Annotated in this window: 21 protein-coding genes; 12 read left to right on the forward strand and 9 right to left on the reverse strand. The window is 67.1% G+C overall.

What is annotated here, in order from left to right:
- Window positions 1-79: 79 nt before the first annotated feature.
- Both J2X52_RS05985 and J2X52_RS05990 read right to left on the reverse strand, forming a co-directional pair.
- The gene (locus J2X52_RS05985) at window positions 80-5,008 is read right to left on the reverse strand and encodes an NAD-glutamate dehydrogenase domain-containing protein (protein ID WP_343226789.1); all 4,929 of its coding nucleotides are present in this window, start codon (window positions 5,006-5,008) and stop codon (window positions 80-82) included.
- A gap of 284 nt (window positions 5,009-5,292) precedes the next feature.
- The gene (locus tag J2X52_RS05990) at window positions 5,293-6,441 is read right to left on the reverse strand and encodes an acyl-CoA dehydrogenase family protein (protein WP_310150292.1); all 1,149 of its coding nucleotides are present in this window, start codon (window positions 6,439-6,441) and stop codon (window positions 5,293-5,295) included.
- 254 nt (window positions 6,442-6,695) lie between these two features.
- Between J2X52_RS05990 and J2X52_RS05995 the strand changes: the two genes are divergently transcribed.
- From J2X52_RS05995 to J2X52_RS06010, 4 genes are all read left to right on the forward strand, one after another.
- Window positions 6,696-7,625, forward strand: a complete 930-nt coding sequence (locus J2X52_RS05995) for a metalloregulator ArsR/SmtB family transcription factor (RefSeq protein WP_310150147.1) — start codon at window positions 6,696-6,698, stop codon at window positions 7,623-7,625.
- The gene (locus tag J2X52_RS06000; RefSeq protein WP_310150150.1) at window positions 7,622-8,719 is read left to right on the forward strand and encodes a homocysteine S-methyltransferase family protein; all 1,098 of its coding nucleotides are present in this window, start codon (window positions 7,622-7,624) and stop codon (window positions 8,717-8,719) included. The genes J2X52_RS05995 and J2X52_RS06000 overlap by 4 nt, the downstream gene beginning before the upstream one ends.
- A 100-nt stretch (window positions 8,720-8,819) precedes the next feature.
- Window positions 8,820-11,582: a methionine synthase gene (metH, locus tag J2X52_RS06005; protein WP_310150154.1), complete on the forward strand. Its 2,763-nt coding sequence runs from the start codon at window positions 8,820-8,822 to the stop codon at window positions 11,580-11,582.
- 79 nt (window positions 11,583-11,661) lie between these two features.
- Complete coding sequence (locus tag J2X52_RS06010) at window positions 11,662-13,083, forward strand: amidohydrolase family protein (RefSeq protein ID WP_310150157.1); 1,422 nt, start codon at window positions 11,662-11,664, stop codon at window positions 13,081-13,083.
- 60 nt (window positions 13,084-13,143) lie between these two features.
- Here the strand turns inward: J2X52_RS06010 and J2X52_RS06015 are convergent, their stop codons facing one another.
- From J2X52_RS06015 to J2X52_RS06040, 6 genes are all read right to left on the reverse strand, one after another.
- Window positions 13,144-13,911 carry a transporter gene (locus tag J2X52_RS06015; protein ID WP_310150160.1) on the reverse strand — a complete coding sequence of 256 codons (768 nt, stop codon included), beginning with the start codon at window positions 13,909-13,911 and terminating at the stop codon, window positions 13,144-13,146.
- Entirely contained in the window at window positions 13,908-14,606 is a 699-nt protein-coding gene (locus J2X52_RS06020; RefSeq protein ID WP_310150162.1) for a DUF2058 family protein, read from the reverse strand. The genes J2X52_RS06015 and J2X52_RS06020 overlap by 4 nt, the downstream gene beginning before the upstream one ends.
- Window positions 14,607-14,617: 11 nt before the next feature.
- Window positions 14,618-14,845, reverse strand: coding sequence for a SlyX family protein (locus J2X52_RS06025; protein WP_310150165.1), 228 nt, complete (start codon window positions 14,843-14,845; stop codon window positions 14,618-14,620).
- 52 nt (window positions 14,846-14,897) lie between these two features.
- Window positions 14,898-15,662, reverse strand: a complete 765-nt coding sequence (locus tag J2X52_RS06030; protein ID WP_310150168.1) for an FKBP-type peptidyl-prolyl cis-trans isomerase — start codon at window positions 15,660-15,662, stop codon at window positions 14,898-14,900.
- Window positions 15,663-15,739: 77 nt separating this feature from the next.
- Entirely contained in the window at window positions 15,740-16,660 is a 921-nt protein-coding gene (locus J2X52_RS06035) for an FKBP-type peptidyl-prolyl cis-trans isomerase (RefSeq protein WP_310150171.1), read from the reverse strand.
- A gap of 85 nt (window positions 16,661-16,745) precedes the next feature.
- Window positions 16,746-17,336, reverse strand: coding sequence for a glutathione peroxidase (locus J2X52_RS06040; RefSeq protein ID WP_310150174.1), 591 nt, complete (start codon window positions 17,334-17,336; stop codon window positions 16,746-16,748).
- A 132-nt stretch (window positions 17,337-17,468) separates the two neighbouring features.
- Between J2X52_RS06040 and J2X52_RS06045 the strand changes: the two genes are divergently transcribed.
- From J2X52_RS06045 to J2X52_RS06075, 7 genes are all read left to right on the forward strand, one after another.
- A complete protein-coding gene (locus J2X52_RS06045) occupies window positions 17,469-17,747 on the forward strand; it encodes a hypothetical protein (RefSeq protein ID WP_310150177.1) in 279 nt (92 codons plus the stop codon).
- 4 nt (window positions 17,748-17,751) lie between these two features.
- On the forward strand, window positions 17,752-18,123 hold the full coding sequence (locus tag J2X52_RS06050) for a GntR family transcriptional regulator (protein WP_310150180.1): 372 nt from the start codon (window positions 17,752-17,754) through the stop codon (window positions 18,121-18,123).
- Window positions 18,120-18,995: an ABC transporter ATP-binding protein gene (locus tag J2X52_RS06055; RefSeq protein ID WP_310150183.1), complete on the forward strand. Its 876-nt coding sequence runs from the start codon at window positions 18,120-18,122 to the stop codon at window positions 18,993-18,995. The genes J2X52_RS06050 and J2X52_RS06055 overlap by 4 nt, the downstream gene beginning before the upstream one ends.
- Window positions 18,992-20,038 carry a hypothetical protein gene (locus J2X52_RS06060; protein WP_310150186.1) on the forward strand — a complete coding sequence of 349 codons (1,047 nt, stop codon included), beginning with the start codon at window positions 18,992-18,994 and terminating at the stop codon, window positions 20,036-20,038. Before J2X52_RS06055 ends, J2X52_RS06060 begins: the two co-directional genes overlap by 4 nt.
- Before the next feature lie 43 nt (window positions 20,039-20,081).
- The gene (locus J2X52_RS06065; protein ID WP_310150188.1) at window positions 20,082-20,744 is read left to right on the forward strand and encodes a hypothetical protein; all 663 of its coding nucleotides are present in this window, start codon (window positions 20,082-20,084) and stop codon (window positions 20,742-20,744) included.
- 167 nt (window positions 20,745-20,911) lie between these two features.
- A complete protein-coding gene (locus J2X52_RS06070) occupies window positions 20,912-21,706 on the forward strand; it encodes a DUF2807 domain-containing protein (RefSeq protein WP_310150294.1) in 795 nt (264 codons plus the stop codon).
- A 26-nt stretch (window positions 21,707-21,732) separates the two neighbouring features.
- Window positions 21,733-22,464: a hypothetical protein gene (locus J2X52_RS06075; RefSeq protein WP_310150190.1), complete on the forward strand. Its 732-nt coding sequence runs from the start codon at window positions 21,733-21,735 to the stop codon at window positions 22,462-22,464.
- 154 nt (window positions 22,465-22,618) lie between these two features.
- On the opposite strand, the gene J2X52_RS06080 is transcribed toward J2X52_RS06075, so the two are convergent.
- Window positions 22,619-24,034, reverse strand: coding sequence for a class II fumarate hydratase (locus J2X52_RS06080; protein ID WP_310150193.1), 1,416 nt, complete (start codon window positions 24,032-24,034; stop codon window positions 22,619-22,621).
- A 121-nt stretch (window positions 24,035-24,155) separates the two neighbouring features.
- Between J2X52_RS06080 and purB the strand changes: the two genes are divergently transcribed.
- On the forward strand, window positions 24,156-25,538 hold the full coding sequence (gene purB / locus J2X52_RS06085) for an adenylosuccinate lyase (RefSeq protein ID WP_310150195.1): 1,383 nt from the start codon (window positions 24,156-24,158) through the stop codon (window positions 25,536-25,538).
- Window positions 25,539-25,584: the final 46 nt, after the last annotated feature.

Raw genomic sequence — 25,584 nt, forward strand, 5'->3', positions numbered from 1 at the left:
TACCAGGCCCCGATCTCCCGGTTCCTCCCGACATGCGGGAGGAACCGGCCAGCGGACGGCCGCAGATGCAAGGCTGCGATCAGCTGCGCTGCACCAGCTGCGACACGCGTTGCACCGCGACCGAGGCGGTCGGATAGTCCAGCGACTTCTGCGCGGCGAGTTCGCCGAGCATCGCCAGCGTGAAGCGCAACGCGGCATCGTCGCGTTCCAGCCACGCCTGCACCTTGGCTTCCGGCGTTGCACCCGGCATCGACAGCACCTGCGACACGAGTGCGCGGTGCTGCTGGCCGAGTTCCTCCCGCAACACGCCACGCGCGACCGCGTGCCAGCGGCCGTCGACTTCCAGCGCATCGATCTGCGCGGTGAGCCACGGCAGGTTCAAGGCTTCGCCGAGACGGAAGTGCAGACGCGCCACATCGACCGGCTTCTGCTTGCGCTCGCTGGCGACCTCGATGATGTCCCAGGCCGCTTCGAGATACGGCAGCGCCGCCAGCTCGATCGCGAGCGATTTCGGCACGCCCTTCTCGATCCACGTCTGCAGGCTCGCGTCGTGTTCGGCGCGCTGGACATCGGCGATGATCTTGCTGCCGTCGCGGATCGCGTGGAACCCGTCGTGGTAGCGCTCGACCGCGGTGGTGATGTCCGGAATCGCCCCCGGGCGGGCAAGCAGCCAGCGCGTGAACGCACGCTGCAGGTTCCAGATCACCTGCAGCGCATCGACCTGCACGGACTCCGGCACTTGGCCGTCGAGCGCATCGATCTGGCCCCAGAGCGCACGCGCCTCGATCGTCTCGCGCGTGATCGTGAATGCCTTGGCGACTTCGCCCGGGCCGCGGCCGCTGTCTTCCTGCATGCGCAGCAGGAACGTCGCGCCCATGCGGTTGATCATCGTGTTGGTGACCGCGGTCGCGATGATCTCGCGCTTGAGGCGATGGCCTTCCATCAGCTCGGCGTACTTCTTCTGCAGCGGCTGCGGGAAGTAGCGCTGCAACTCGCGCGACAGATACGGATCTTCCGGAATGTCGGAATCGAGCATCTGGTCGAACGCGACCAGCTTCGAGTACGACAGCAGCACCGACAGCTCGGGACGCGTCAGGCCCAGGCCCTTGGTCTTGCGCTCTGCAATCTCGGCATCGGACGGCAGGAACTCGATCTGGCGATCCAGCAGGCCCTGCGATTCCAGCGTGCGGATGAAGTGCTGCTTGGACCCCAGGCGCGAGACGCTCATGCGCTCCATCAGGCTCAGCGCCTGGTTCTGGCGGTAGTTGTCCCACAGCACCAGGCCGGCGACCTCGTCGGTCATCGATGCCAGCAGCTTGTTGCGCGCCGGCAGTTTCATCTTGCCGTCCTGCACCAGCGCATTGAGCAGGATCTTGATGTTGACCTCATGGTCAGACGTATCCACGCCCGCCGAGTTGTCGATGAAGTCGGTATTGAGCAGCACACCGTGCAATGCGGCTTCGATGCGGCCGAGCTGGGTCAAGCCCAGATTGCCGCCCTCGCCCACCACCTTGCAGCGCAGGTCGCGGCCGTCGACGCGCAATGCGTTGTTGGCGCGGTCGCCGACGTCGGCATGGGTTTCGCTGGACGATTTCACATAGGTCCCGATGCCACCATTCCACAGCAGGTCGACCGGCGCGCGCAGGATCGCCGACATCAGTTCGTTCGGGCTGATCGACGTCGCATCGCCTTCGATGCCCAGCGCTTCGCGCGCCTCCGCCGACAGCGGAATCGACTTCGCGCTGCGCGGCCACACGCCGCCGCCCTTGGCGATCAGGGACTTGTCGTAGTCCTCCCAGCTCGAACGCGGAATCGCGAACATGCGCTGGCGCTCGGCGAACGAGCGCGCGGCATCCGGGTCCGGATCGATGAAGATGTGACGGTGATCGAACGCGGCGATCAGGCGGATGTGTTCGCTGAGCAGCATGCCGTTGCCGAACACGTCGCCGGACATGTCGCCGACGCCCACGGTGGTGAAATCCTCGGTCTGCGAATTGCGGCCCATCGCGCGGAAGTGGCGCTTGACCGATTCCCACGCACCGCGCGCGGTGATGCCCATGCCCTTGTGGTCGTAGCCGACCGAACCGCCGGATGCGAACGCATCGTCGAGCCAGAAGCCGTGTTCGCGTGCGATGCCGTTGGCGATGTCGGAGAACGTCGCGGTGCCCTTGTCGGCGGCGACGACGAGATAGGGATCGTTGTCGTCATGACGCACGACATCCACCGGCGGCACGATCTCGCCCTCGACGATGTTGTCGGTGATCTGCAGCAGGCCGTTGATGAAAAGCGTGTAGCAGGCGACACCTTCGGCGAACTGCGCGTCGCGATCACCGCCGGCGGGCGGACGCTTGACGATGAAGCCGCCCTTCGAGCCGACCGGCACGATGACGGTGTTCTTGACCATCTGGGCCTTGACCAGGCCCAGCACCTCGGTGCGGAAATCCTCGCGGCGGTCCGACCAGCGCAGGCCGCCACGCGCCACCGGGCCGAAGCGCAGGTGGATGCCTTCTACGCGCGGACCGTAGACGAAGATCTCGCGGTACGGGCGCGGCTTCGGCAGTTCGGGCACGCGCGCCGAATCGAACTTGAAGCTGATCGTGTCGAGCAGGCCGTTGTCGCGGTTCTTCTGGTAGTAGCTGGTGCGCAGGGTGGCGTCGATGACGGCGAGATAGCTGCGCAGGATGCGGTCCTCGTCGAGGCTGGACACGCGGTCGAGCAGCCCCTTCAGCGCGGCGCGCGCAGCCTCGTATTGCGTGTCGCGGTCGCTGCCGCGTGCTTCGAGCAGCGGCCGCAGCGACGTGAGCGTTGTCTCGTCGTCGCCGGTCAGCGCCTGCAGCTGGGCAGCGAATGCGTCACGGCCAGTCTGGATCTGCGCGCGGCTTTCGCTGCCGGTCGCCGGATCGAAACGCGATTCGAACACTTCGACCAGCAGACGCGCGAGCAGTGGATAGCGGGCCAGCGTGTCTTCGACGTAGGCCTGCGAGAACGGCACACCGACCTGCAGCAGGTACTTGCAGTAGCCACGCAGCATCGCGATCTGGCGCCAGTCCAGATCGGCACCCAGCACGAGGCGGTTGAAGCCGTCGTTCTCGGCATCGCCGCGCCATACGCGATCAAACGCCTCGGTGAAGGCTTGCGCGCGGGCCTCGACATCGATCGCACCGGCGGTGGCCTCGACATAGAAGTCCTGCAGGAACAGCGTGGTACCGTCGACTTCGATGCGGGTGGGATGCTCGGCGATCACGCGCAGGCCGAGGTTTTCCATCACCGGCAGCACGTCCGACAACGGGATGTGCGCGTCGCGGCGGTAGAGCTTGAAATGCAGCACCGACTCGCCTGTAGTCGGCAGCGGCTGGCGGTAGAAACTCAGCTGCAGCGCATCGCTCTCGGCGGTGGCGGCGAGCTTCTCGACGTCGGTCGCGGCCGCGGCCGGCGATGCGAACTCGATGTAGGCGGCGGACAAGGCACGACCGAAACGGCCCGCCAGGCGCAGACCATCGGCCTCGCCATGGCGACGCACGAGTTCGTCGCGCAGATCGTCCTGCCAGTTACGCACGATGGTCTGCAGGGACTGTTCGAGCGCAGCCTGATCGATGTCGGCGGACGCGCCTGCACGCGGGCGCACGATCAGATGCAGCTGCGCGAGCGGCGATTCGCCGAGCACGACACTCGCATCCACGTGGTCGGCCTGCATGACGTCACGCAGCAACTGCTCGATGCGGTGACGGACATCGGTGTTGAACCGATCGCGCGGGATGTAGATCAGCACCGAATAGAAGCGGCCGTAACGGTCCTTGCGCAGGAACAGGCGGCTGCGCACGCGCTCCTGCAAGCCGAGGATGCCGGTGCCGAGGCGGAACAGCTCGTCGGGCGTGGACTGGAACAGCTCGTCGCGCGGCAGCGTTTCGAGCAGATGCTTGAGCGCCTTGCCGCTGTGGCCGGTGGGCTTGAGGCCCGACTCGCTCATCACGTGCTCGAAGCGCTCGCGCACCAGCGGGATGTCCCACGGACGGCGGGTGTAGGCACTCGAGGTGTACAGGCCGAGGAAGCGCTGCTCGCTGACGACATTGCCGGCATCGTCGTAACCGAGGATGCCGATGTAGTCCATGTAGCCGGGGCGGTGTACGGTCGAGCGCGCGCTGGTCTTGGTGAGGATCAGCGCATCGATCAGGCCTTCGCGGCGCAGCGCATCGGCGCCCAGTTCGCTGATCGGACGCGACTTCACCGCGCCGGGCGTGCGCAGCAGGCCCATGCCGCTGCCCTCCACCGCCTCAAGCCGCGCGTCGTCGCCCTTGCGCCGGACCTTGTACTCGCGGTAGCCGAAGAACGTGAAGTGGTCGCTCGCCGCCCAGCGCAGGAATTCCTGCGCTTCCTCGCGGCTCGACTCGGACACCGGAATCTTCTGCGACGCCAGATCGGTGGCCATCTGCAGCATCTTCTCGCGCATCTGCGGCCAGTCGGCGACGATCACCCGCACATCGTCGAGCACGCCGCGCACCAGCGCCTCGATGCGCGCGCTCTCCTCCGGCGTCTGCCGGTCGATCTCCAGATGCATCACCGATTCGGCGTCGCCCTCGCCCACGCCAGTCAGCCGGCCCGCGCGGTCGCGCGCGATCGACAGCACCGGATGGCCCAGCACGTGCACACCGATGCCCTGCTCGGCCAATGCCATCGTCACCGAGTCGACGAGGAACGGCATGTCGTCGTTGACGACCTGCAGCACCGTGTGCGGCGACTCCCAGCCGTGGGTCTTCATCACCGGATTGAACAGACGCACATTGACCGTCCCCGGCTTGCGCTTGCCGGCGAATTCAAACAGGTCGGCGGCGAGCGCGGCCCAGCCATCGGCGCTGTGCAGGGGCAACTCGTCCTCGGTCATGCGCCGATAGAAGGCCTGCGCGAAGGCGCTGGCATCGGCGTGCGCGGCCTTGCCGGCGCGGCGGCGGACCGCGTCGAAGATCGGGTCCAGCAAACCGCTGTTGGCGCGACGCGGGGGCGCGGGCAGCACGCGGGACGCCTTCTTTGCAGGCGCGACGGACTTCGTGGCGGCTTTGGCCGATGTCGCAGGCGCGGCGGCTGCGGCGGATTTACCTGTCTTGCGGGATGAGGTCATGACGACAAACGTTCCGATGCAATGAGGCCCGCGTTTTCACGCGGGCCGACGGGAAGGAATCTCTCAATACGACGCGGCCGCATTTGCGACCGGGTCGGGAACCACCGACGCCGCGCGGCCGCGGGGGCGGCGCAGGCGACGGAGACACGCGATGCTGGCGTGGCGAAGCGGCATGCGGATCAGCGCAGGCCGGTCTCGTTGCGGGCGATCACCAGCCGCTGGATCTCGCTGGTGCCTTCATAGATCTCGGTGATCTTGGCGTCGCGGAAATACCGCTCGATCGGCATCTCCTTCGAATAGCCCATGCCGCCGTGGATCTGCAGGGCCTGGTGGGTGATCCACATCGCGGCTTCCGAGGCGGTGAGCTTGGCGATGGCGGCTTCGTTGCTGAAGCGCTTGCCCTCGCCCTTGAGCCAGGCGGCGCGCAGCGTGAGCAGCAGCGATGCGTCCAGCTTGCACTTCATGTCGGCGATCTTGGCCTGGGTCATCTGGAACGCGCCGATCGGCTGACCGAATGCCTTGCGCTCCTTGACGTAGGCGATGGTCGCTTCATACGCGGCGCGCGCGATGCCGATGGCCTGCGACGCGATACCGATGCGGCCGGCGTCGAGCACGCCCATGGCGATCTTGAAGCCCTGACCTTCCTCGCCCAGTACGTCGGAGGCCTGGGCCACGTAGTCCTGGAACTCGATCTCGCAGGTCGCCGAGGCGCGGATGCCCAGCTTGGGCTCGGTCTTGCCGCGGTGGAAGCCGTCGCGGCTGCCGTCGACCAGGAACGCGGTGATGCCGCGCGCGCCCTTGTCGAGCTCGGTCACCGCGAACAGCACGAAGTACTTGGCGACCGGGCCGGAGGTGATCCAGCTCTTCTTGCCGTTGATGACATAGCTGCCGTCGGCCTGCTTGACCGCGCGGCACTTCATCGCGGTGGCGTCGGAGCCCGATTGCGGCTCGGTCAGTGCGAATGCGCCGATCTCGCGACCTTCGGCGATTGCGCGCACGTAGGTCTGCTTCTGCTCCTCGGTGCCGTGGGTCAGGATGCCGTTGCAGAACAGCGAGTTGTTGACCGACATGATCGTCGAATGCGCGGCATCGGCCGCGGCCACCTCGATCATCGCCAGCACGTAGGAGATCGGGTCCATGCCGGCGCCGCCGTACTCGTCGGGCACTTCGATGCCCATCAGGCCGTTCTCGCCGAGCACCTTCATGTTCTCGACGGGGAAGTCACCGGTCCGGTCATGGTGTTCGGCGCTGGGCGCGATGCGCTCCTGGGCGATCCGTCGCGCGATGTCCTGGATCATCAACTGCTCTTCGCTGAAACCGAACTCCACGGCGTGCAACTCCTGCTCGAAAACGATCCGGCGATTGTAACGTTCCAGCACGGTAAAACACCCGACAAACCGGTTGCGCAGTGCAGCATGAATCGCCCGGAAACACCGGGCGACGCGTTCGGCCAAGTGGGATGCAAAGGGTGTATGTCCACGCCCCGGCGATGTGACCGTCGCATGACGTCGCCCCCGCGCAACCTTGACCCAAGCGCCTTGCGCGCCGACAATTATCTCTATATCGCGATATGGAGATATTGATGGATCTGGAGGCCTGGTCCGCGCGCCTGAAAGTGCTCGCCGACCCCACACGTGTCCGCCTGCTCGCCCTGCTTGAGGTCGAAGAGCTCACAGTGGCCGAGTTGTCCTCGATCACCCGTCTCGCGCAGCCGCGCGTGTCCACGCATCTGGCGCGCCTGAAGGAAGCGAACCTCGTGCGCGACCGCCGCGCCGGTGTGTCCGCCTATTACCGCTTCGATGATGCCGCGCTCGACCCCGCGCAGCGCGCCCTGTGGCAGGCCTTGTCGACCGGCAGCGACGATCCGCTGCTGCGCCAGGATGCCGAACGCACGCCCGCCGTGCTGGCGACGCGCGCCGCCGATCAGAGTTGGGCCGACACCGTGGCCGGCGACATGGAGCGACACTACTCACCCGGCCGCACCTGGGAGGCGCTCGCGCGCTCGGCGCTGCCGCTGCTGGAAACCGGCGATGTGCTCGATATCGCATCCGGCGACGGCGTGCTAGCCGAGCTGCTGGCGCCGCATGCAAACCGCTATGTCTGTCTCGATGCCAGCCGACGGGTCGTCGCGGCGTCGGCCGAACGGCTGAAGCGTTTCACCAACGTCGAGGTGCGCGAAGGCGACATGCATGCCCTGCCCTTCGACGACGCCAGTTTCGATCTCGTCGTGCTGATGCACGCACTGACCTACGCGACCAAGCCGGCGCAGGCCGTCACCGAAGCCGCGCGCGTGCTGCGGCCCGGTGGCCGGCTGCTGCTGTCGAGCCTCGACCGCCACGGTCACGAGACCGCGGTGCAGGCCTATGGCCATGCGAACCTCGGCTTCCCGGACAAGGAACTGCGTCGCTTCGTCACCAAGGCGGGACTCGAAATCCACAGCGCCGAGACCGTCACCCGCGAGAAGCGTCCGCCGCATTTCCAGGTGATCTCGATCATCGCGAGAAAGCCATGAGTGCCTGGCTGCACCCCGAGCGCGTCGCCGCCCTCGACGCGGCGCTGGCCACGCGCATTCTCGTCCTCGACGGGGCGATGGGCACGATGATCCAGCGCCATGAACTCACCGAAGCCGACTACCGCGGCGACCGCTTCACGGATGGCTACGATGCGATGCACGCCGTCGATGACCACGCACATGGCGCCAGCTGCGGCTGCGAAAGCTTTGATCAGCGCGGCAACAACGATCTGCTGACGCTCACGCGGCCCGACATCATTCAGGGCATCCACGCCGATTACCTCGCCGCGGGCGCGGACATCGTCGAGACCAATACCTTCAACTCGACTGCAGTCTCGCTGGCCGACTACCACCTGCAGCACCTCGTCCACGAGCTCAACCGCGAAGGCGCGGCGCTTGCGCGAGCGGCCTGCGACGCCGCGCAAGCGCAGACCCCCGATCGCCCACGCTTCGTCGCCGGCATCCTCGGGCCGACCAGCCGCACCGCCTCGATCAGCCCGGACGTCAACGATCCCGGCTATCGCGCGGTGACTTTCGATGAACTCGTCGCGATCTACCGCGACGCCGCGCATGGCCTGATCGACGGTGGCGCCGACATCCTGATGGTCGAGACCGTGTTCGACACGCTCAACGCCAAGGCCGCGCTGTACGCGATCGAGACCGTGTTCGACGACCGCGGCGGACGGCTGCCCGTGATGATTTCCGGCACGATCACCGACGCTTCGGGCCGAACGCTGTCCGGCCAGACCGCGGAAGCATTCTGGTATTCGCTGCAGCACGCGCGTCCGCACGCGGTCGGCCTCAATTGCGCGCTGGGCGCGAAGGACCTGCGTCCGCACGTCGAGACCTTGGCGCAGATCGCGCAGACCTATGTGTCCTGCCATCCCAATGCCGGCCTGCCGAATGCGTTCGGCGGTTATGACGAAACGCCCGAGGACATGGCCGAGGGGCTGCGCGAATTCGCGACCGCCGGCCTGCTCAACATTGTCGGTGGTTGCTGCGGCACCTCGCCCGACCACATCCGCGCGATCTCCGAAGCAGTCGCCGATGTGGCGCCACGGGTGCCGGAGCGCGAGCAGGAGGCAGCGGCATGACCACTATGCGCCCAGCCTGTGTAGGAGCGCGCTCGCGCGCGATCGGGCGTTCGAAGGACAGCGTCATCGCGCGCGAGCGCGCTCCTACAGGGGTCGCGAGATGACCCGCCATATGCGCCTGTCCGGCCTCGAGCCGCTGATCGTCACCCCGGAACTGCTCTTCATCAATGTCGGCGAGCGCACCAACGTCACCGGCTCGGCGGCGTTCCGCAAGCTCATCAAGGAAAACCGCTATCCGGAGGCCGTCGAGGTCGCGCGCCAGCAGGTCGAAGGCGGCGCGCAGATCCTTGACGTCAACATGGATGAAGGCATGCTCGATTCCGAGCATGCGATGACCACCTTCCTCAACCTGATTGCCGCCGAGCCGGACATCGCGCGCATCCCGGTGATGGTCGACTCTTCGAAGTGGACCGTCATCGAGGCCGGGCTCAAGTGCCTGCAGGGCAAGGGCGTGGTCAACTCGATCTCGCTCAAGGAAGGCGAAGCCGCGTTCCTCGAACAGGCGCGCAAGGTGCTGCGCTACGGCGCGGCCGTCGTGGTCATGGCCTTCGACGAGGTCGGCCAGGCCGACACCAAGGACCGCAAGGTCGAGATCTGCACGCGCGCCTATAAATTGCTGACGCAAGTCGTCGGGTTTCCGCCCGAGGACATCATCTTCGACCCGAACATCTTCGCGATCGCGACCGGCATCGCCGAGCACGACAACTACGCGGTCGACTTCATCGAAGCAACCCGCCAAATCAAGGCGACGCTGCCGCATTGCCACGTCTCGGGCGGCGTCTCCAACGTGTCGTTCTCGTTCCGCGGCAACGAGGTCGTGCGCCAGGCGATCCATGCGGTCTTCCTGTTCCACGCGATCCGGGCCGGCATGGATTTCGGCATCGTCAATGCCGGCGCGATGCCGATCGTCGACGATCTGGATCCCGAACTGCGCGAGTGCGTCGAGGACGTGGTGCTCAACCGCCGCAGCGATTCGACCGAGCGCCTGCTCGATCTGGCCGAGCGCTACAAGGGCAAGAAAGGCGCGGCCCATGTCGAGAACACCGCCTGGCGCGAGGCGCCGGTGCAGCAGCGGCTCACCCATGCCCTGGTGCACGGCATCGACCAGTACGTGGTCGAGGACACCGAAGAGGCGCGGCAGTCGAGCGCGCGGCCGCTGGATGTCATCGAAGGGCCGTTGATGGCGGGCATGAACGTCGTCGGCGATCTGTTCGGCGCCGGCAAGATGTTCCTGCCGCAGGTGGTCAAATCCGCGCGCGTGATGAAAAAAGCGGTCGCGTATCTGCTGCCCTATATCGAGGCCGAGAAACTGCGCACCGGCGACGTGGGCAAGAACAACGGGCGCGTGCTGATGGCGACGGTCAAGGGCGACGTGCACGACATCGGCAAGAACATCGTCGGCGTGGTGCTGGCGTGCAACAACTTCGAGGTCATCGATCTCGGCGTCATGGTCGCCACCCAGACCATCCTCGACAAGGCCCGCGAAGTGCAGGCGGACGTCATCGGCCTGTCCGGGCTGATCACCCCGTCGCTGGAAGAAATGAGCCACGTCGCCCGCGAGATGAAGCGCCAGGGCTTCGAAACGCCGCTGCTGATCGGCGGCGCAACGACCTCGCGCGCGCATACCGCGCTGAAGATCGCGCCGCATTACGCATCGCCGACGGTGTGGGTCAAGGACGCCTCGCGCGCGGTCGGCGTTGTGCAGTCGCTGATCAGCCCCGAGCTGCGCGGCGCCTTCGTCGCGGCCAACGACGCCGACTATGCCGAAATCCGCACACGCCACGCCAACCGCGGCGACGCGAAACGGCTGGTGTCGCTGGCCAAGGCCCGCGCACAGCGCTTCGACGGCGACTGGGCCACGTACGTGCCGCCTACACCACGCGCTCCCGGCGTGCACGTGTTCGAGGACTGGCCGCTTGATGATCTGGTCGAGATCATCGACTGGACCCCGTTCTTCAATGCCTGGGAACTGTTCGGCCGCTACCCGGCGATCCTCAGCGACGACGTCGTCGGCCCGCAGGCCAGCGAACTGTTCCGCGACGCCCAGGCGATGCTGCGCACGATCGTCGACGAGAAATGGCTGGCCGCGAAGGCGGTGTTCGGCCTGTGGCCGGCCAACAGCGTCGGGGACGATGTGGAGGTGGTTCTGTCCGACCAGCGGGCTTCGGCAAGCGGAAACCGGGATTCGGATGCCACCGGCACTCGCGTTTCCGAATCCCCAACTCCCAATGCCCAACCCCGAACCACCACCCTCCACTTCCTTCGCCAGCAGGTCGACAAGCCGGTCGAGCGGCCGGACTTTTGCCTCGCCGACTTCATCGCCCCGAAGGACAGCGGGGTCGAGGACTGGATCGGCGCGTTCGCGGTCACCGCGGGCATCGGCATCGAGCCGCATGTTGCCCGCTTCGAAGCCGCGCACGACGACTACAACGCGATCCTGCTCAAGGCGCTGGCCGATCGTCTGGCAGAAGCACTGGCCGAGCGCCTGCACCAGCGCGTGCGCACCGAGTACTGGGGGTACGCGGCCGACGAAGCGCTCGATACCGACGAACTGATCGCCGAGAAATACCGCGGCATCCGCCCTGCCCCCGGTTATCCGGCATGCCCGGAGCACAGCGAGAAGGGCCGTCTCTTCGAGATGCTGGATGCAACCGCCCACACCACCATGACGCTGACCGAAAGCTTCGCGATGCTGCCGACGGCGGCGGTATCGGGCTATTACTTCAGCCATCCCAAGAGCCAGTATTTCGTCGTCGGCCGGGTGTCCAAGGAACAGGCACAGGACTACGCCAAGCGCAAAGGCGCAACCCTGGCGCAGGTCGAACGCTGGCTGGCCTCGAACCTGGATTACGACCCGGAATAGGACCGCACGCGGCATGGACACACGACCGCCACCCGGCGGTCGGTAGGCTGTTGCGTCCTCCACGAAACAGGACGCCCGCATGTTCCGACGCCCCGGCGCACTCGTCTCGCTCGCCGCCACGGCCTGCCTCGCCGCCTGCAGCGGCCCCGCACAGGACGCAGCCACCGCTGACGCATCCGCCACGCCCGATGTCGACACCGGCGTAATCGTCATCGACAACGCGCGCGTGTTCGACGGCATGCGCGATCTGGGCGAAGTCTCACTGGTGATCCGCGACGGCCTGATCGAACGCGTCGCAGAGGCCGGTGCGAACGACCTGCCCGAAGGCGCCGAGCGCATCGACCATCGCGGCCGTTTCATCATTCCCGGTCTGGTCAACGATCACGCGCACGTCGGCAACACCCGCGGCACCGAGCACGGCGACCGCTTCTATACGCAGGACCAGGTCTCGGCCGATCTGCGCCAGTTCCAGGCCTACGGCATTACAACCCTCGCGTCCCTGGGCATGAACGGCAACGCGTTCGGCGAGATCCGCACTGCGATCAATGCCGACCCGATGCGCGGCGCCCAGCTCTACGGCGCGGGTGGTGGCGTCGGTACACCTGACGGCGCGCCGCCAGCCGCGAACATGGGTCTGTCGGACGATCCCGTCGCGCGCCCCGTCGATGCCGAGAGCGCTCGCGCTGCGGTGCGCGCACAGGCCGAATCCGGCGTGGATCTGATCAAGCTCTGGGTCGACGATCTCGGCGGCAAGTCACCGCAGATGACGCCCGAGGTCTACAAGGCCGCGATCGAGGAAGCGCATTCCCTTGAGCTGCTGGTCGCCGCGCATATCCATGATCTGGAACCGGCGGCGGATCTCGTCGCCAGCGGCGTCGACATCATCGCCCACGGCATCCGCGACCAGAGGATCGGCGCGCCGCTCGTCGATGCCATGAAAGCCGCGGACACCGGCTACATCGCCACGCTGCAGATCGACGAGGCGAACTACATCTACGCCGAGCAGCCGGACTGGCTGGACACGCCGTTCCTGCGCAACGCCCTGCCCGCGTCGGTGCGCGCGCAATGGTCGGACGGGGCGTGGCGCGAGCAGAAGCTGGCCGATCCGGCGACGCAGACCCATCGCGACGCACTGGCGGTGAATCTCGCCAACCTGTCGACGCTGCGCGAGGCCGGCGTGCGTATCGGCTTCGGCACCGACGCCGGCGCGTTGCCGCACCGCGTGCCGGGCTTCGCCGAGCATCGCGAACTGGAGCTGATGGTCGAGCGGGCCGGTTTCAGCCCCGAGCAGGCACTGGTGGTCGCCACGAGCGCGGCCGCGCAGATGCTGCGCTTCGACGATCGCGGTCTGCTGCAGCCGGGCAAGCGCGCCGACTTCGTGGTGCTGTCGGCCGATCCGCTGACCGACATCCGCAACACGCGCAGCATCGAAGCCGTGTGGCAGGCCGGGCGCAAGGTCGCCGGCCCCGTTGCCGACTACGACCCGCAGGCGCGGGACTGATCCAGGCACCGTCGCGATCCGCGCCCATCCACGCGGGTCGCGGCCGTCGATGGAGACGCGTCAGGGCAGCAGGAAGGACACGCCGAAACCGCCGGTCCAGTCGTCCTCGTCGGCGGCGAATCCGCGCAACACCGACAGATCCAGCTGCACAGCGGGCGCGACGCGCCAGGTGACGCCGGTGCCCAGCGCGCGTGAGCGCTGCGCGCCCGTGCCGAGCCCAGCTTCGACGTACGCACCGAGGGTATCGGTCGACAGGAACGTGTAACTCGGTGAAACCGTCCAACCGGTGCCGGTCTCGTCGCGCGTGCCGTTGACGTAGAACGCGAGATCTCCGGTCGCGACGCTGACGCCGAGATCCTGCTGCGCGCGTTCGGCGCGGATGTCGGACGCGCCGCTCAGCACGCCCTGCCGCGCCAGCAACGCCCACTGCGTGTCGTCGTTCGAACCGGGCAACACCCACTTCAGCGCGACGCTGCTGTCGCCACCACCGTGCACGCGCTCGTGTGCATCCGCGCTGCGCGTGCGCTCCCACACGCGGCTGTCGCTGCCGAGCTGCAATTCGAGATCCGCGCCCAGGCCCACGCGCAACACACTCGCGGCGGCGTAACGCGTGGTGCGCACCCCGTCGCTGTCGTCATGGCCGATGTCGGGCAGCCCCTGCTCCCAGGCAACCTGCCCGGGCGCCAGTACCGATGGCGAGAAGCCGATACCGGGCCGGTCGAACTCGACATCGGCCGCGTCCTGGGCCTGCGCAGCGGCGCAGGCGAACGCGAGCAGGCCGATCGCGCCTGCACGCATGGCGAAACGCGCAGGCGTCGACTGGGTCACCAGACGAGGTCGTCGGGAACCTGGTACTTCGGATCGCTGTAGGGGTCGTCCGCGGCAGGCGCATTCGGATCGATGCGAAGCGCCACCGACGGCGCGAAAATCGCACCGGCTTCCTCCAGCACGGCCGCGGTCACCAGCATGTAGCGACCATTGAGCTGCACGACGCCGAGCTCGCCGGCGTTGAGCGCCTTGAGCTGGGCCTCGTCGACATGGATGCGCTTGATCTTGCCGCCGTACTCGAAGTGGCGGGCGATCTCGGCTTCTTTAATGTTGAGCGACTTGTCGGCCAGGAACACCTCCAGCTTCGCGCGCGCCTCGCGGCGCAGCCGGGCCTCTTCCTGCTTCAGGCGCTCGGCCTCGATGCGCTCGTCCTTCTCGCGCTGGGCGCGGATGGCGAACGCCTTGGCCAGATCGATGTCCTCGCGCGGCGGACGCTTGCCCTGCGGCGCGCCGCGGCGATCGTTCGGACGCGGCTTTCCATCGTTGCGCGGCGCAGCGTTGTTGCGGGCCTGTGGACGCGCGGCGCTGTCGCCACGCGGCGCGCCGGCCTTGCCATCGCCGGCGCGGCCGGCCGGCCGCGGACCACGACGGTCGTCAGGCCGCGGACGACGCTCGTCGCGACGGGGCTTGGGCGCAGCCGGGGCCGGCGCCTTGAATCCGAGGCCGAGCAGCTGGTCGCGGAGGGTATCGGTCATTGCGGTCGACCTCAGTAATGCGGGGGCGGCGGTTCTTCCGACGCGTCGGGGAACTGCACGGTGCGCGCCTGGCGCAGGTCGTCCATCATCCGGCGCAGCAACCCGGTCTGGGCGCTGAGCTCGAGTCGCGCCTGACTCAGCGCGTCGTTGAGCTCGCCGATGGTCTGCTCCTGGAACGCGAGTCGCGTCTCCAGTTCGGTGACGCGCGATTCCAGCGCGTCGTATCCGGTGTCATTCATTGCATTCTCGATGGACCGGCGCGCCGCGTGGAGCGGCGCACCGGCCAGGGTCTTACTTGACGATGTCCTGCAGCTCGACTTCGAACACCAGCGCCTGGTTCGGACCGATCGGACCCGAGCCCATCTCGCCGTAACCCAGCGCCGCCGGGATCCACAACTCGTACTTGCTGCCGACCGGCATCAGCTGCAGGCCTTCCTGCCAGCCCGGCACCACCTGGTTGAGCGCGAACTGCGCCGGCTCGCCGCGATCGATCGAGCTGTCGAAGGTCTCGCCGTTGAGCAGCGTGCCCTTGTAATGCACGCGCACGGTGTCGTTCGGGCCTGGCTTGGCGCCGGTGCCTTCGGTGATTACGCGGTACTGCAGGCCCGATGCGGTGGTCTGCACGCCTTCACGCTTGCCGTTCTCGGCGAGGAACTTCTCGGCCTCGGCGGCATTGGTCCTGGACTTCTCTTCCATCTCCGCAACCTGCTTGGCCTGCATGCGCTCGCCGAACTTCTGCATCACGCCCATGGCCTGCTCGTCGCTGATCTCGACGGCCTTGTCGTCGAGCGTTTCGGCAATCGCGCGCTGCAGCGTCTTGACATCGATCTCGTCCTTGATCTGCTTGAGCTGCTCGCCCATCTGGTTGCCGATGATGTAGCTGATCTGCTCGCGCTCGCCCTTGAGGCCGGCGATCTCGCCGCCTTCGTCCGGCGTCTCGGCAGCGGCGCCTTCGACCGGCTTGCCGGTCTCCTTGTCGATCGGCTTGCAGGCGATCATCGCCAGCGGCAGGACGGCGACGAGGCCGACGATGGCGAGGCGCTTGGTGTTCTTCATGCGGTCAAAACTCCGGGATAAGAGGATCTGGAACGGACGAACGCGCGCGGCGGTCGACGGAAGGAGAAACGGGTTGTCTAGAGGATGTCGATCAGTTCGACATCGAAGATGAGCGTGGAGTTCGCGGGAATGTTCGGCGGGCTGCCGCGCACACCGTAAGCCAGCTCTCCGGGAATCCAGAAACGGTATTTGCTGCCGATCGGCATCAGCTGCAGGCCTTCGGTCCAGCCGGCGATGACCTGGTCGAGCCCGAACACGGCCGGTTCGCCGCGGCTGTAGGAACTGTCGAACTCGGTGCCGTCGAGCAGCGTGCCCTTGTAATGCACGCGCACGCGGTCGCTGGCGCGCGGGCGTGGTCCCTGCCCCGGCGTCTGGACGCTGTACTGGATGCCCGACGCGGTGGCGAACACGCCCGGCTTGCCACGGTTGGCCGTCATGAAGGCAATGCCGGCCTGGCGGTTGTCGTCGGCCGCGCGTGCCGTGCGCAGCTGGCCGCGGGTGATCATGGCCTGACGCACCTGGGCGATCTCGTCGGCGGCCAGTGCCGGCGGCTTGCCGTCGACCGTGTCACGAAGGCCGCGCATCAACGGCGCCACTGCAATCTCGTCGTGCATCGGGGCCAGCGACCGGCCCACGTCGGCACCGAGCATCTGGCCGACCTTGGCGCGATCGACGGCGGGCGGTTCGCTGCCCGGGGGCAGGCCCGGCACCGGTCGACCACTGCGCGAGGCGACGCGCTGCGCCAGTGCCTGGCCGATGCGCTGGGTTTCGGCGGGGTCGAGCGTCGGCGACGTACCCGCGAGTGCCGCCGTCACCGCGGCCTCGAACGCGGCGAGGTCGAGATCGGGCGTCACCTGCGCGAGTTGGGCGGCCATGTCCATGCCGACCACGTAGCTGCTCTTGTCTCGATCGGTGCCTTCGGCAGCCACCGCCAGCGTGGCGACCGGCGCCAGTAGCAACGCAAGTGCCGCGGCACGCATGTGATTCAACATCCGCATGGGTCTCCTGCCCCGGATGCGGGGCGATGCAGCCCGCTATTGTCGCGGGCGCGCGGCGGCGGGGCAATCACGCCTGCCGCAGGCTTCAGCGGGCGGCCGGCCTCGGCGCGGCCAGCGCACGCTCGATGGCGGCGAGGATTTCCGGCGCGTCCGGTTTGGTACGGCTGCCCCACTGGCCCAGCACCCGCCCATCGCGGCCCACCAGATACTTGTGGAAGTTCCACTGCGGCGCCTGTCCGGTGGCCTCGGCGAGCTGCTTGTACATGGGCGTGGCCTCGGGGCCGACCACATGCACGCGCTGGAACATCGGGAATTTCACGCCGTAGGTCAGCGTGCAGAATTCCTGGATCGCCGCCTCGTCCTCGAACTCCTGTTCCTTGAAATCGCCGGACGGAAAGCCCAGCACGGCGAAGCCGCGCGGACGCAGGCGTGCATGCATCGCCTCGAGCGCTTCGTACTGCGGGGTGAAGCCGCACTTGCTCGCCGTGTTGACGATCAGCACCACGTCGCCGCCGTAGGTGCTGCGCAGATCGACGGTTTCGCGGACTGCGAGCTGGCGGAACTGATGATCGAGCACGGCGCGTGGCGCAGCCGGGTCCTGCGCGAACGCCGCGCCGGCCAGCAATGTCACACCCACCACCAGCGCCATGCGCCGGAACCACCGATTGCCACGCATGTCGCGGTCTCCTGGACGGCCGGCGGACCCGTGCCATCAGTTGGGTAGAAATTTCTGTAGCCCGCGTTGACACCTGCTGCGGTGGTGTTATAGTCACCTACAACACCTACCCACTAGAGCAGGACGGTCCTCATGAACCGCAGGCTCCACACCCCGATCATCGCATGCACCGCCTCCGCCCTGGCGCTCTCGGCCGGCCTGCTGTTCGCCGGTCCGGCGCTGTCGGCCGGCGAGATCGCTTCGCCGCCCGTGACCGTCGCCGTTGCCGCGAAGGCACGTGCCCAGACCGAGCGTGCTGCGACGACGACCGACATCGACGCGGAGACCCCCCGTCCCCGCACCCGCCGTGCCCGTAGCGGCTTCGCCCTGCCGTACTTCTCGTTCGCGCGGGGCGCTGGTGGAAGGAGCTGACGTCATGGCCAATATCGAATGGAGCGACGGCGCTCCCATCTACCGCCAGCTGAAGGAACGCGTCATCGCGATGATGCTCGACGGTGTCCTCAAGCCCGGCGATGCCCTGCCTTCGGTGCGCCAGGTGGCCGCCGACTACCAACTCAACCCCATCACCGTGTCTCGCGCCTACCAGGAGCTCGCCGACGAGGCGCTGGTGGAGAAGCGCCGCGGCCTGGGCATGTTCGTCACCGAGGAAGCCTCGAAGAAGCTGCGCAGCAGCGAGCGCGAGCGGTTCCTGCACGACGAATGGCCGCAGGTGGTGGAACGGATCGAACGCCTGGGACTGTCGACCCGGGACCTGCTGCAATCCATCGGCAATGGAGCCAACGAATGAACGCCGTCCTCGACACCCCGGTGATCACCGCGCGCAACCTCACCAAGACCTACAAGGGCGCGCGTGCGCTCGACGGCACCAGCTTCCAGATTCCGGCCGGCCGCATCGTCGGCCTGATCGGACCCAACGGCGCCGGCAAGACCACCGCCTTGAAGGCGCTGCTGGGCCTGATCCGCTTCGACGGCGAGATGTCGGTGCTGGGCCGCGATCCACGCACCGAACGCGACGCACTGATGAACGATGTCTGCTTCATCGCCGACGTCGCGGTGCTGCCGCGCTGGATGCGTGTGCGTGACGCGATCGATTTCGTCGAAGGCGTGCATCCCCGTTTCGACCGCGCCCGTTGCGAGCGCTTCCTCGCCAATACCAAGCTCGGTCCGAAGCAGCGCGTGCGCGAAATGTCCAAGGGCATGATCGTGCAGTTGCATCTGGCCCTGGTGATGGCGATCGACGCGAAGCTGTTGGTGCTCGACGAGCCGACGCTCGGGCTCGACATCCTCTATCGCAAGCAGTTCTACCAGCGCCTGCTGGAGGACTACTTCGACGAGCAGAAGACGATCATCGTCACCACACACCAGGTCGAGGAGATCGAGCACATCCTCACCGACGTGCTGTTCATCCAGAACGGCAAGATCGTGCTGGATGCGCCGATGGACGAGGTCGGTGAGCGCTTCGTCGAGGTGCTGGTCAACACCGAACACCTCGACGCCGCGCGCGCGCACCGCCCGATCGACGAGCGCGCCCTGCCCTTCGGCAAGACCGTGATGCTGTTCGACAACGTGCCCGTTACCACCCTGTCGACGTACGGCGAAACCCGCAACCCGGGCCTGGCCGACCTGTTCGTGGCCACGATGAAAGGAGCCTACGCATGAATGCCGCCGCCGAACCCGTGGGCACCCCGGTGCCGTCCCGCACCTTCGCGGCCACCCATCCGACCAGCCGCTTCCGCCTACTGCTGCGGCGCGAGTACTGGGAGCACCGGGGCGGCATCTTCTGGGCACCGATGATCGCCGGCGGCGTGTCGCTGCTGCTGTCGATCGGTCTGCTGATCGCCGGCATCGCATTCGCCCACAAGGCAGTCGCCGAGGGCAATCTGGTCCAGCACAACGGCGTGACCATCAACGGGCTGGATCTGGGCACCCTCGCCCAGCAGTTGAGCAGTGACGATCTGCAGCAACTGTCGGAAGGCCTTACGTTCACTTTGATGATGTCCGCGACCTGGCCGTTCCTGGTGATGATCTTCGTCGCGTTCTTCTACTGCCTGGGCGCGCTGTACGACGACCGCCGCGACCGCAGCGTGTTGTTCTGGAAATCGCTGCCGATCTCCGACATGTCGACGGTGCTGTCCAAGGTCGTGACGGTGACGCTGGTGATCCCACTGTTCGCCACGCTGTTCGCGATCCTCATCATGTTCGCCTTCCTGATCGCACTCAGCATCGCGGCCGCGGCCCACGGCGCCAACCCGCTGCCGCTGTTGTGGGGCAATGGCGCGGTGTTCCTGCTGTCCGGCCAGTTCCTGGCGTCGATTCCGGTGTACGCGGCCTGGATGCTGCCGACGGCCGGCTGGCTGCTGCTGTGCTCGGCCTGGGCCAAGAGCAAGCCGTTCCTGTGGGCCCTGCTGATCCCCCTGGCGCTGGGCGTTGCGACCTCCATGACCGGCCTGCTTCAGGTGATCGGGCTGGAACGCCACTGGCTCTGGGGCAACGTGATCTCGCGGATGCTGCTGGGCACCGTGCCGGTGACTCACCGCGATCTGGCCTATCTCCAGTCCGGTTCCGTGCAGGCCAGCGAGATGTACTCGGTCCCTGGCATGTACAGCAATTTCCTCGAGCCTTCGATGTGGATCGGCATCATCGCCGGCGTGGTGATGATCGCGATCGCCATCCGCCTGCGTCGCTGGCGCGAAGAAGGCTGAGCCACCCCGTTTCTCCCAGCCAGACTGCTTCCGGAGATCACCCATGAAAGCTGCAGCCGTCACCGCATTCGCCCTTGCCCTGTGTCTGCCGATGGCCGCCTGGTCGGCGCCGCCCGAAAACGGCGGCGTGCGGGACGAGATCCGCCGGGATCTGGAAGACGCCCGTCGTGACATCCGCACCGATCTCGCCAAGGCCCGCGCCGAGCTCGAAACCGAAAATCTCGATGTCGGCAACAGCCTGCAGGTCCACGGCGATGGACGTCGCAAGGCGAATGCGGAACCCCAGTTGCCGAAGGCCGAGATCACCCCGCAGGGCGATTTCCTGATCGACGGCGAGGCCATCGCGATCAATGCAGCGCAGCGCCGCCAGCTGCTCGCCTACCGCGGGATGGTCATCGAGGTCGCCAAGGCCGGTATCGACATCGGCGAGGTCAGCGCGCTGGCGGCCGTGGACTCGGTCGACCGCGGCGTGTTCTCGCTGATGGTCGGCGCGATGACCGGCAGCCTGGAGCGTCGCATCGAGCGGACCGTTCGCACCACGGTCGGGCCGGCGGTCCTGCTGATCTGCGACCGCATGCCAGCCCTTCGAGACGCGCAGCAGCAACTGGCCGCCGAGCTTCCGGCGTTCCAGCCCTACGCGCGCCTCGAAGCGCGGGACGCCGAGCAGTGCCGCAGCGAAGTGCGCCGCGAGTTTGCGAGACGCTGAAACCGCGTTCCAGGCCCACTCGCGCGACATCATCGATTCAGGTTAGGGTCAGCCACCACTGCCTGCCGCCCATCCAGCGCGCGCGGCCTACTTGCCAGGGAGTTCATCGAATGACGCCAGCTATCGCACGCCCGCTGTTTGCCACGCTCATCGCCGCATCGCTCATCATGCCGTTCGCCGCACAGGCGCAGTACGACCGGCAGTGCCGCCATAGCCAACCGCGCGACTTGACCCTGCAGCTCGATGGGGTACGCACGGTGCGTTTCGAGATCGGCAACAGCAAGCTGCGGGTCGAAGGCGCCGAGCGCCCGGATACCGGCCTGCGTGGACGCGCCTGCGCTTCCAGCGAGGCGATGCTGTCGTCGCTGGTGCTGGAACAGCAACGCTCAGGCGACACCCTGACCGTCACCCTGCGCCGCACCTCCAATTCCACCGGCTGGATGGGGAACCAGTACGCCTATATGGATCTCTCCGGCCAGGTGCCCGCAGATGTTCTGGTGCAGGCCGTGGTCGGCTCCGGCGACGCCTGGGTGACCGGCGTGTCCGCCGCGAGTGCCGATGTCGGCTCGGGTGATGCGGAACTGCGCCGCATCCAGGGCCGGGCAACCGCGAAGGTCGGCTCGGGCGACATCACCGTCGACGACGCGGGCGAGCTCAAGGTGCTGTCGATCGGCTCGGGCGATGTGGAAGCCCGCGGTATCCGCGGCGCGGTCGAGGTCGGCAGCGTCGGCTCCGGGGACTTCAAGCTCGAAGGTGCGGGCGGCGATGTCCGCATCGGCAGCCTCGGCTCGGGCGATATCGATCTGCGCGACGTGCAGGGCAGCGTGCGTGTCGGCTCGATCGGCTCGGGCGATCTCGACGCGCGCGGCATCGGCGGCGACCTCGAGGTGGCCGCCAAGGGCAGCGGCGACGTCAGCCACCGCGATGTGCGCGGCGCAGTCAGCCTGCCGCGCAAACGCTGATTCCTTCCCGGCTCCGGAGTCCGACCATGAAGACCTGCAAGCGCCATACGCTGCCGCTCGCCCTGCTGCTCGCCTGCGCGGCCACACTGACCGCCTGCGGTCGCGACGACGCGCCGCCGCCTGCCAGCGGCGACACCACCACCGCACCGGCCCAGGAAGGTTTCGTGGCCCGCACCACTAGGCGCGCGCTCGAATCGGCGCGCCGGGACCTGGTCGAGAACAACATCAGCGTCGGCGGCAGCGGCGGCGGGCTCAACATCAACGGCTTCCGTTTCGGTGGCAAGGACAGCCGCACGTCCGGACTGCCGAAGGCCGAAATCAGCCCGGCCGGTGACTTCCTCGTCGACAGCAAGATGGTCGAGATCGACACTGCCCAACGCCAGCTGCTGCTGGCGCATCGCGCCAACATCATCGCGATCGCCGACGCCGGCATCACAATCGGCCTGCAGGGCGCACAACTCGGCGCCGAAGCCGCAAAGGGCGCGATCGCCAGCGCGCTGTCCGGCCAGTCCGCGGAGTTCGAGCAGCGCATGGAAGCCGAGGGCGCGAAGATCGAAGCAGAGGCGGACAAGCTCTGCGATCGGCTGCCGGCCCTGCTCGCCTCGCAGCAGGCGCTCGCCGCCGGCCTGCCCGCTTTCCAGCCCTACGCCACGATGGACGCGACCGACGTCGAAAACTGCCGCAAGGACACCGTCATCCAGCGCGATGACGCCGCTGCGGAAGCGGACGCTGCGGCGGCGGAACCGACAACGCACTGATTGGTGACGCACTTGTAGGAGCGCGCTTGCGCGCGATGGGCCCTGGTCAGAAAGCCCCATTACGCGCGCGAGCGCGCTCCTACAAAAATAGCTTCCACTCTGTACCGAGATCGATCGCCAAAGACCGGCCAATGACCGGTCTTTTCTACGGCACTTAGCCGCCGCCGCTGCCACCTTCGTGAATACCGCCCTTGGTCAGTTCGCCGGGGTCGAGCAGGGTCTCGAGTTCGGCATCCGAGAGCCCGCTGTCCTCGCGGGCGATGTCGAGCACAGGCCTCTGCTCCTTGTAGGCGCGCTTGGCGATCGCCGCAGCCTTCTCGTACCCGATGATCGGATTGAGCGCCGTGACCAGGATCGGGTTGCGCGCGAGCGCGGCGTCGACGTTCTCGCGGCGCACCTTGAGGCCGGCGATCGCGTCGTCGGCCAGCAGCCGGGTCACGTTCGATAGCAACTGGATCGAGTCGAGCAGGTTCGCCGCAATCAATGGCAGCGCGACGTTGAGCTGGAAGTTGCCGGTCTGCCCGGCGACGGTGATTGCGGCGTGGTGGCCGATCACCTGCGCGGCGACCATGACCGTCGCCTCGGGAATCACCGGGTTGACCTTGCCGGGCATGATCGAGCTGCCCGGCTGCAGCGCCGGCAGTTCGATCTCGCCGAGACCACCGAGCGGTCCGGAGTTCATCCAGCGCAGATCGTTGGCGATCTTGATCAGCGCGACAGCGAGCGCATTGAGCTGGCCGGACAGTTCGACCGCGTCGTCCTGTGTGGCGATGCCCTCGAACTTGTCTTGCGCGGAATCGAAACTGGTGCGGGTCAGGTTCGACAGCGCACGCGCCACCTTCTTGCCGAACTGCGGATGCGCATTGATGCCGGTACCGATTGCGGTGCCGCCGATCGGCAACCGACGCAGCCGCTTGAGCGTATCGCCCAGCCGCGCTTCGGCCGAGGCCAGCTGCGAAGACCACGCGCCGAATTCCTGCGCGAACGTCAGCGGCATCGCGTCCATCAGATGCGTGCGGCCGGTCTTGACCACCTTGCCGAGCGCGCGGCCGCGCTTGTCGATCGTGCGGCGCAGGTGCTTGAGCGCCGGCAGCAGGTCTTCGACGACGGCGAGTTGCGCCGAGACGCGGATCGCCGTCGGCACCACATCGTTCGAACTCTGGCCCAGGTTGACATGGTCGTTGGGGTGCACCTTGCGCGTCGCGGTCGAGGCCAGCGTCGCGATGACCTCGTTGGCATTCATGTTCGACGAGGTGCCGGACCCGGTCTGGTAGATATCGACCGGGAAATGCGCATCGTACTTGCCGTCGGCGACCTCGAGCGCGGCGGCGCGGATCGCCTTGGCGGATTTTTCAGGCAACAGGCCAAGTCCGCCGTTGACCTCGGCAGCGGCCGCTTTGACCAAGCCCAGCGCACGGATGAAACCGCGCGGCATCGGGCGGCCGGAGATCGGGAAATTCTGTACGGCGCGCTGGGTCTGTGCGCCCCACAGGGCGTCGTCGGGGACCTGCAGCTCGCCCATGCTGTCGTGTTCGGTACGGAACGCTTTCGCGTCGTCGGTCTTGCGCATCGATTCGGCTCCAGAAGGGGGAACGACTCGGCTGGCACGGTCGCTGGCGTCGTGGCCGCAGGATACGCGAGGGCCGTACAGGCTAAAATGACGGCTTCGCCCGCTGCGCCCCACGCCTCCCATGTCCGACACCCAGAAGACCGAAGCCGCCCTGCTCGCCCTGTCGCCGCTCGACGGCCGCTACGCCACCAAGGTCGATGCGCTGCGTCCGATCTTCTCGGAATACGGCCTGATCCGTGCTCGCGTGCGGGTGGAGATCGAATGGCTGCTGGCGCTGGGCGACGAGCCGGGCATCGTGGAACTGCCCGCCTTCGACGACACGCAACGCGCCCGCCTGAAGTCGCTCGCGGAGGATTTCTCGGTCAATGACGCCGCGCGCGTCAAGGCGATCGAGCGCACCACCAACCACGACGTCAAGGCGGTCGAGTACTTCATCAAGGAACAGCTCAAGGACGATGCTTCGCTGGCGTCGTCGCTCGAGTTCGTGCATTTCGCGTGCACCAGCGAGGACATCAACAATCTGTCCTACGCGCTGATGTTGTCCGAAGCGCGCCGGGACGTGCTGTTGCCGACGCTGGACGCCCTGATCCAGACGCTGCGCACGATGGCGCACGACCACGCAGCGCTGCCGCTGTTGTCGCGTACACACGGGCAGACCGCATCGCCGTCGACCATCGGCAAGGAGCTGGCCAATGTCGTCGCACGTCTGCAGCGCCAGAGCGAACTGCTGTGGGAGGTCGCACTGACCGGCAAGATCAATGGCGCCGTCGGCAACTACAACGCGCATGTGGTTTCGTACCCCGATGTCGACTGGCCGGCGTTCGCGCAGCGCTTCGTCGAATCGCTGGGCATCGACTTCAATCCCTACACCACCCAGATCGAGCCGCACGATTGCGTCGCCGAGATCAGCGACGTGCACAAGCGCATCAACACGATCGGCGTCGATCTGTGCCGCGACATCTGGGGCTACATCTCGCTGGGCTACTTCAAGCAGGCGCTCAAGGAAGGCGAAGTCGGCAGCTCGACGATGCCGCACAAGGTCAACCCGATCGACTTCGAGAACGCGGAGGGCAACTTCGGTATCGCCAACGCGCTGTTCGAACACTTCGCCGCCAAGCTGCCGATCAGCCGCTGGCAGCGCGACCTGACCGACTCCACCGTGCTGCGCGCGCTGGGCACCGCATTCGGCCACACCCTGATCGCGCTCGACGCCCTGCAGCGCGGCCTCGGCAAGCTCAGCATCAATCCGGAGCGTCTCGCTGCCGATCTCGATGCCTCGTGGGAGGTGCTGGCCGAAGCCGTGCAGACGGTGATGCGCCGCCATGGGCTGCCGAACCCCTACGAGCAGCTCAAGGCCCTGACCCGCGGCCAGGGCATCACGGCCGAGTCGATGCAGATCTTCGTGGAGTCGCTGGATTTGCCGGAAGATGCCAAGCAGTCGCTGCGTGCGCTCACCCCCGGACGCTACATCGGACTGGCCGACTCCCTCGCGCGCGCAATCTGAGCGCGCAGCGCGACACCCCCACCCTCCACATCCCGCCAAGGATTCC

Source organism: Luteimonas sp. 3794 (assembly GCF_031456825.1).
Taxonomy (GTDB): Bacteria; Pseudomonadota; Gammaproteobacteria; order Xanthomonadales; family Xanthomonadaceae; genus Luteimonas.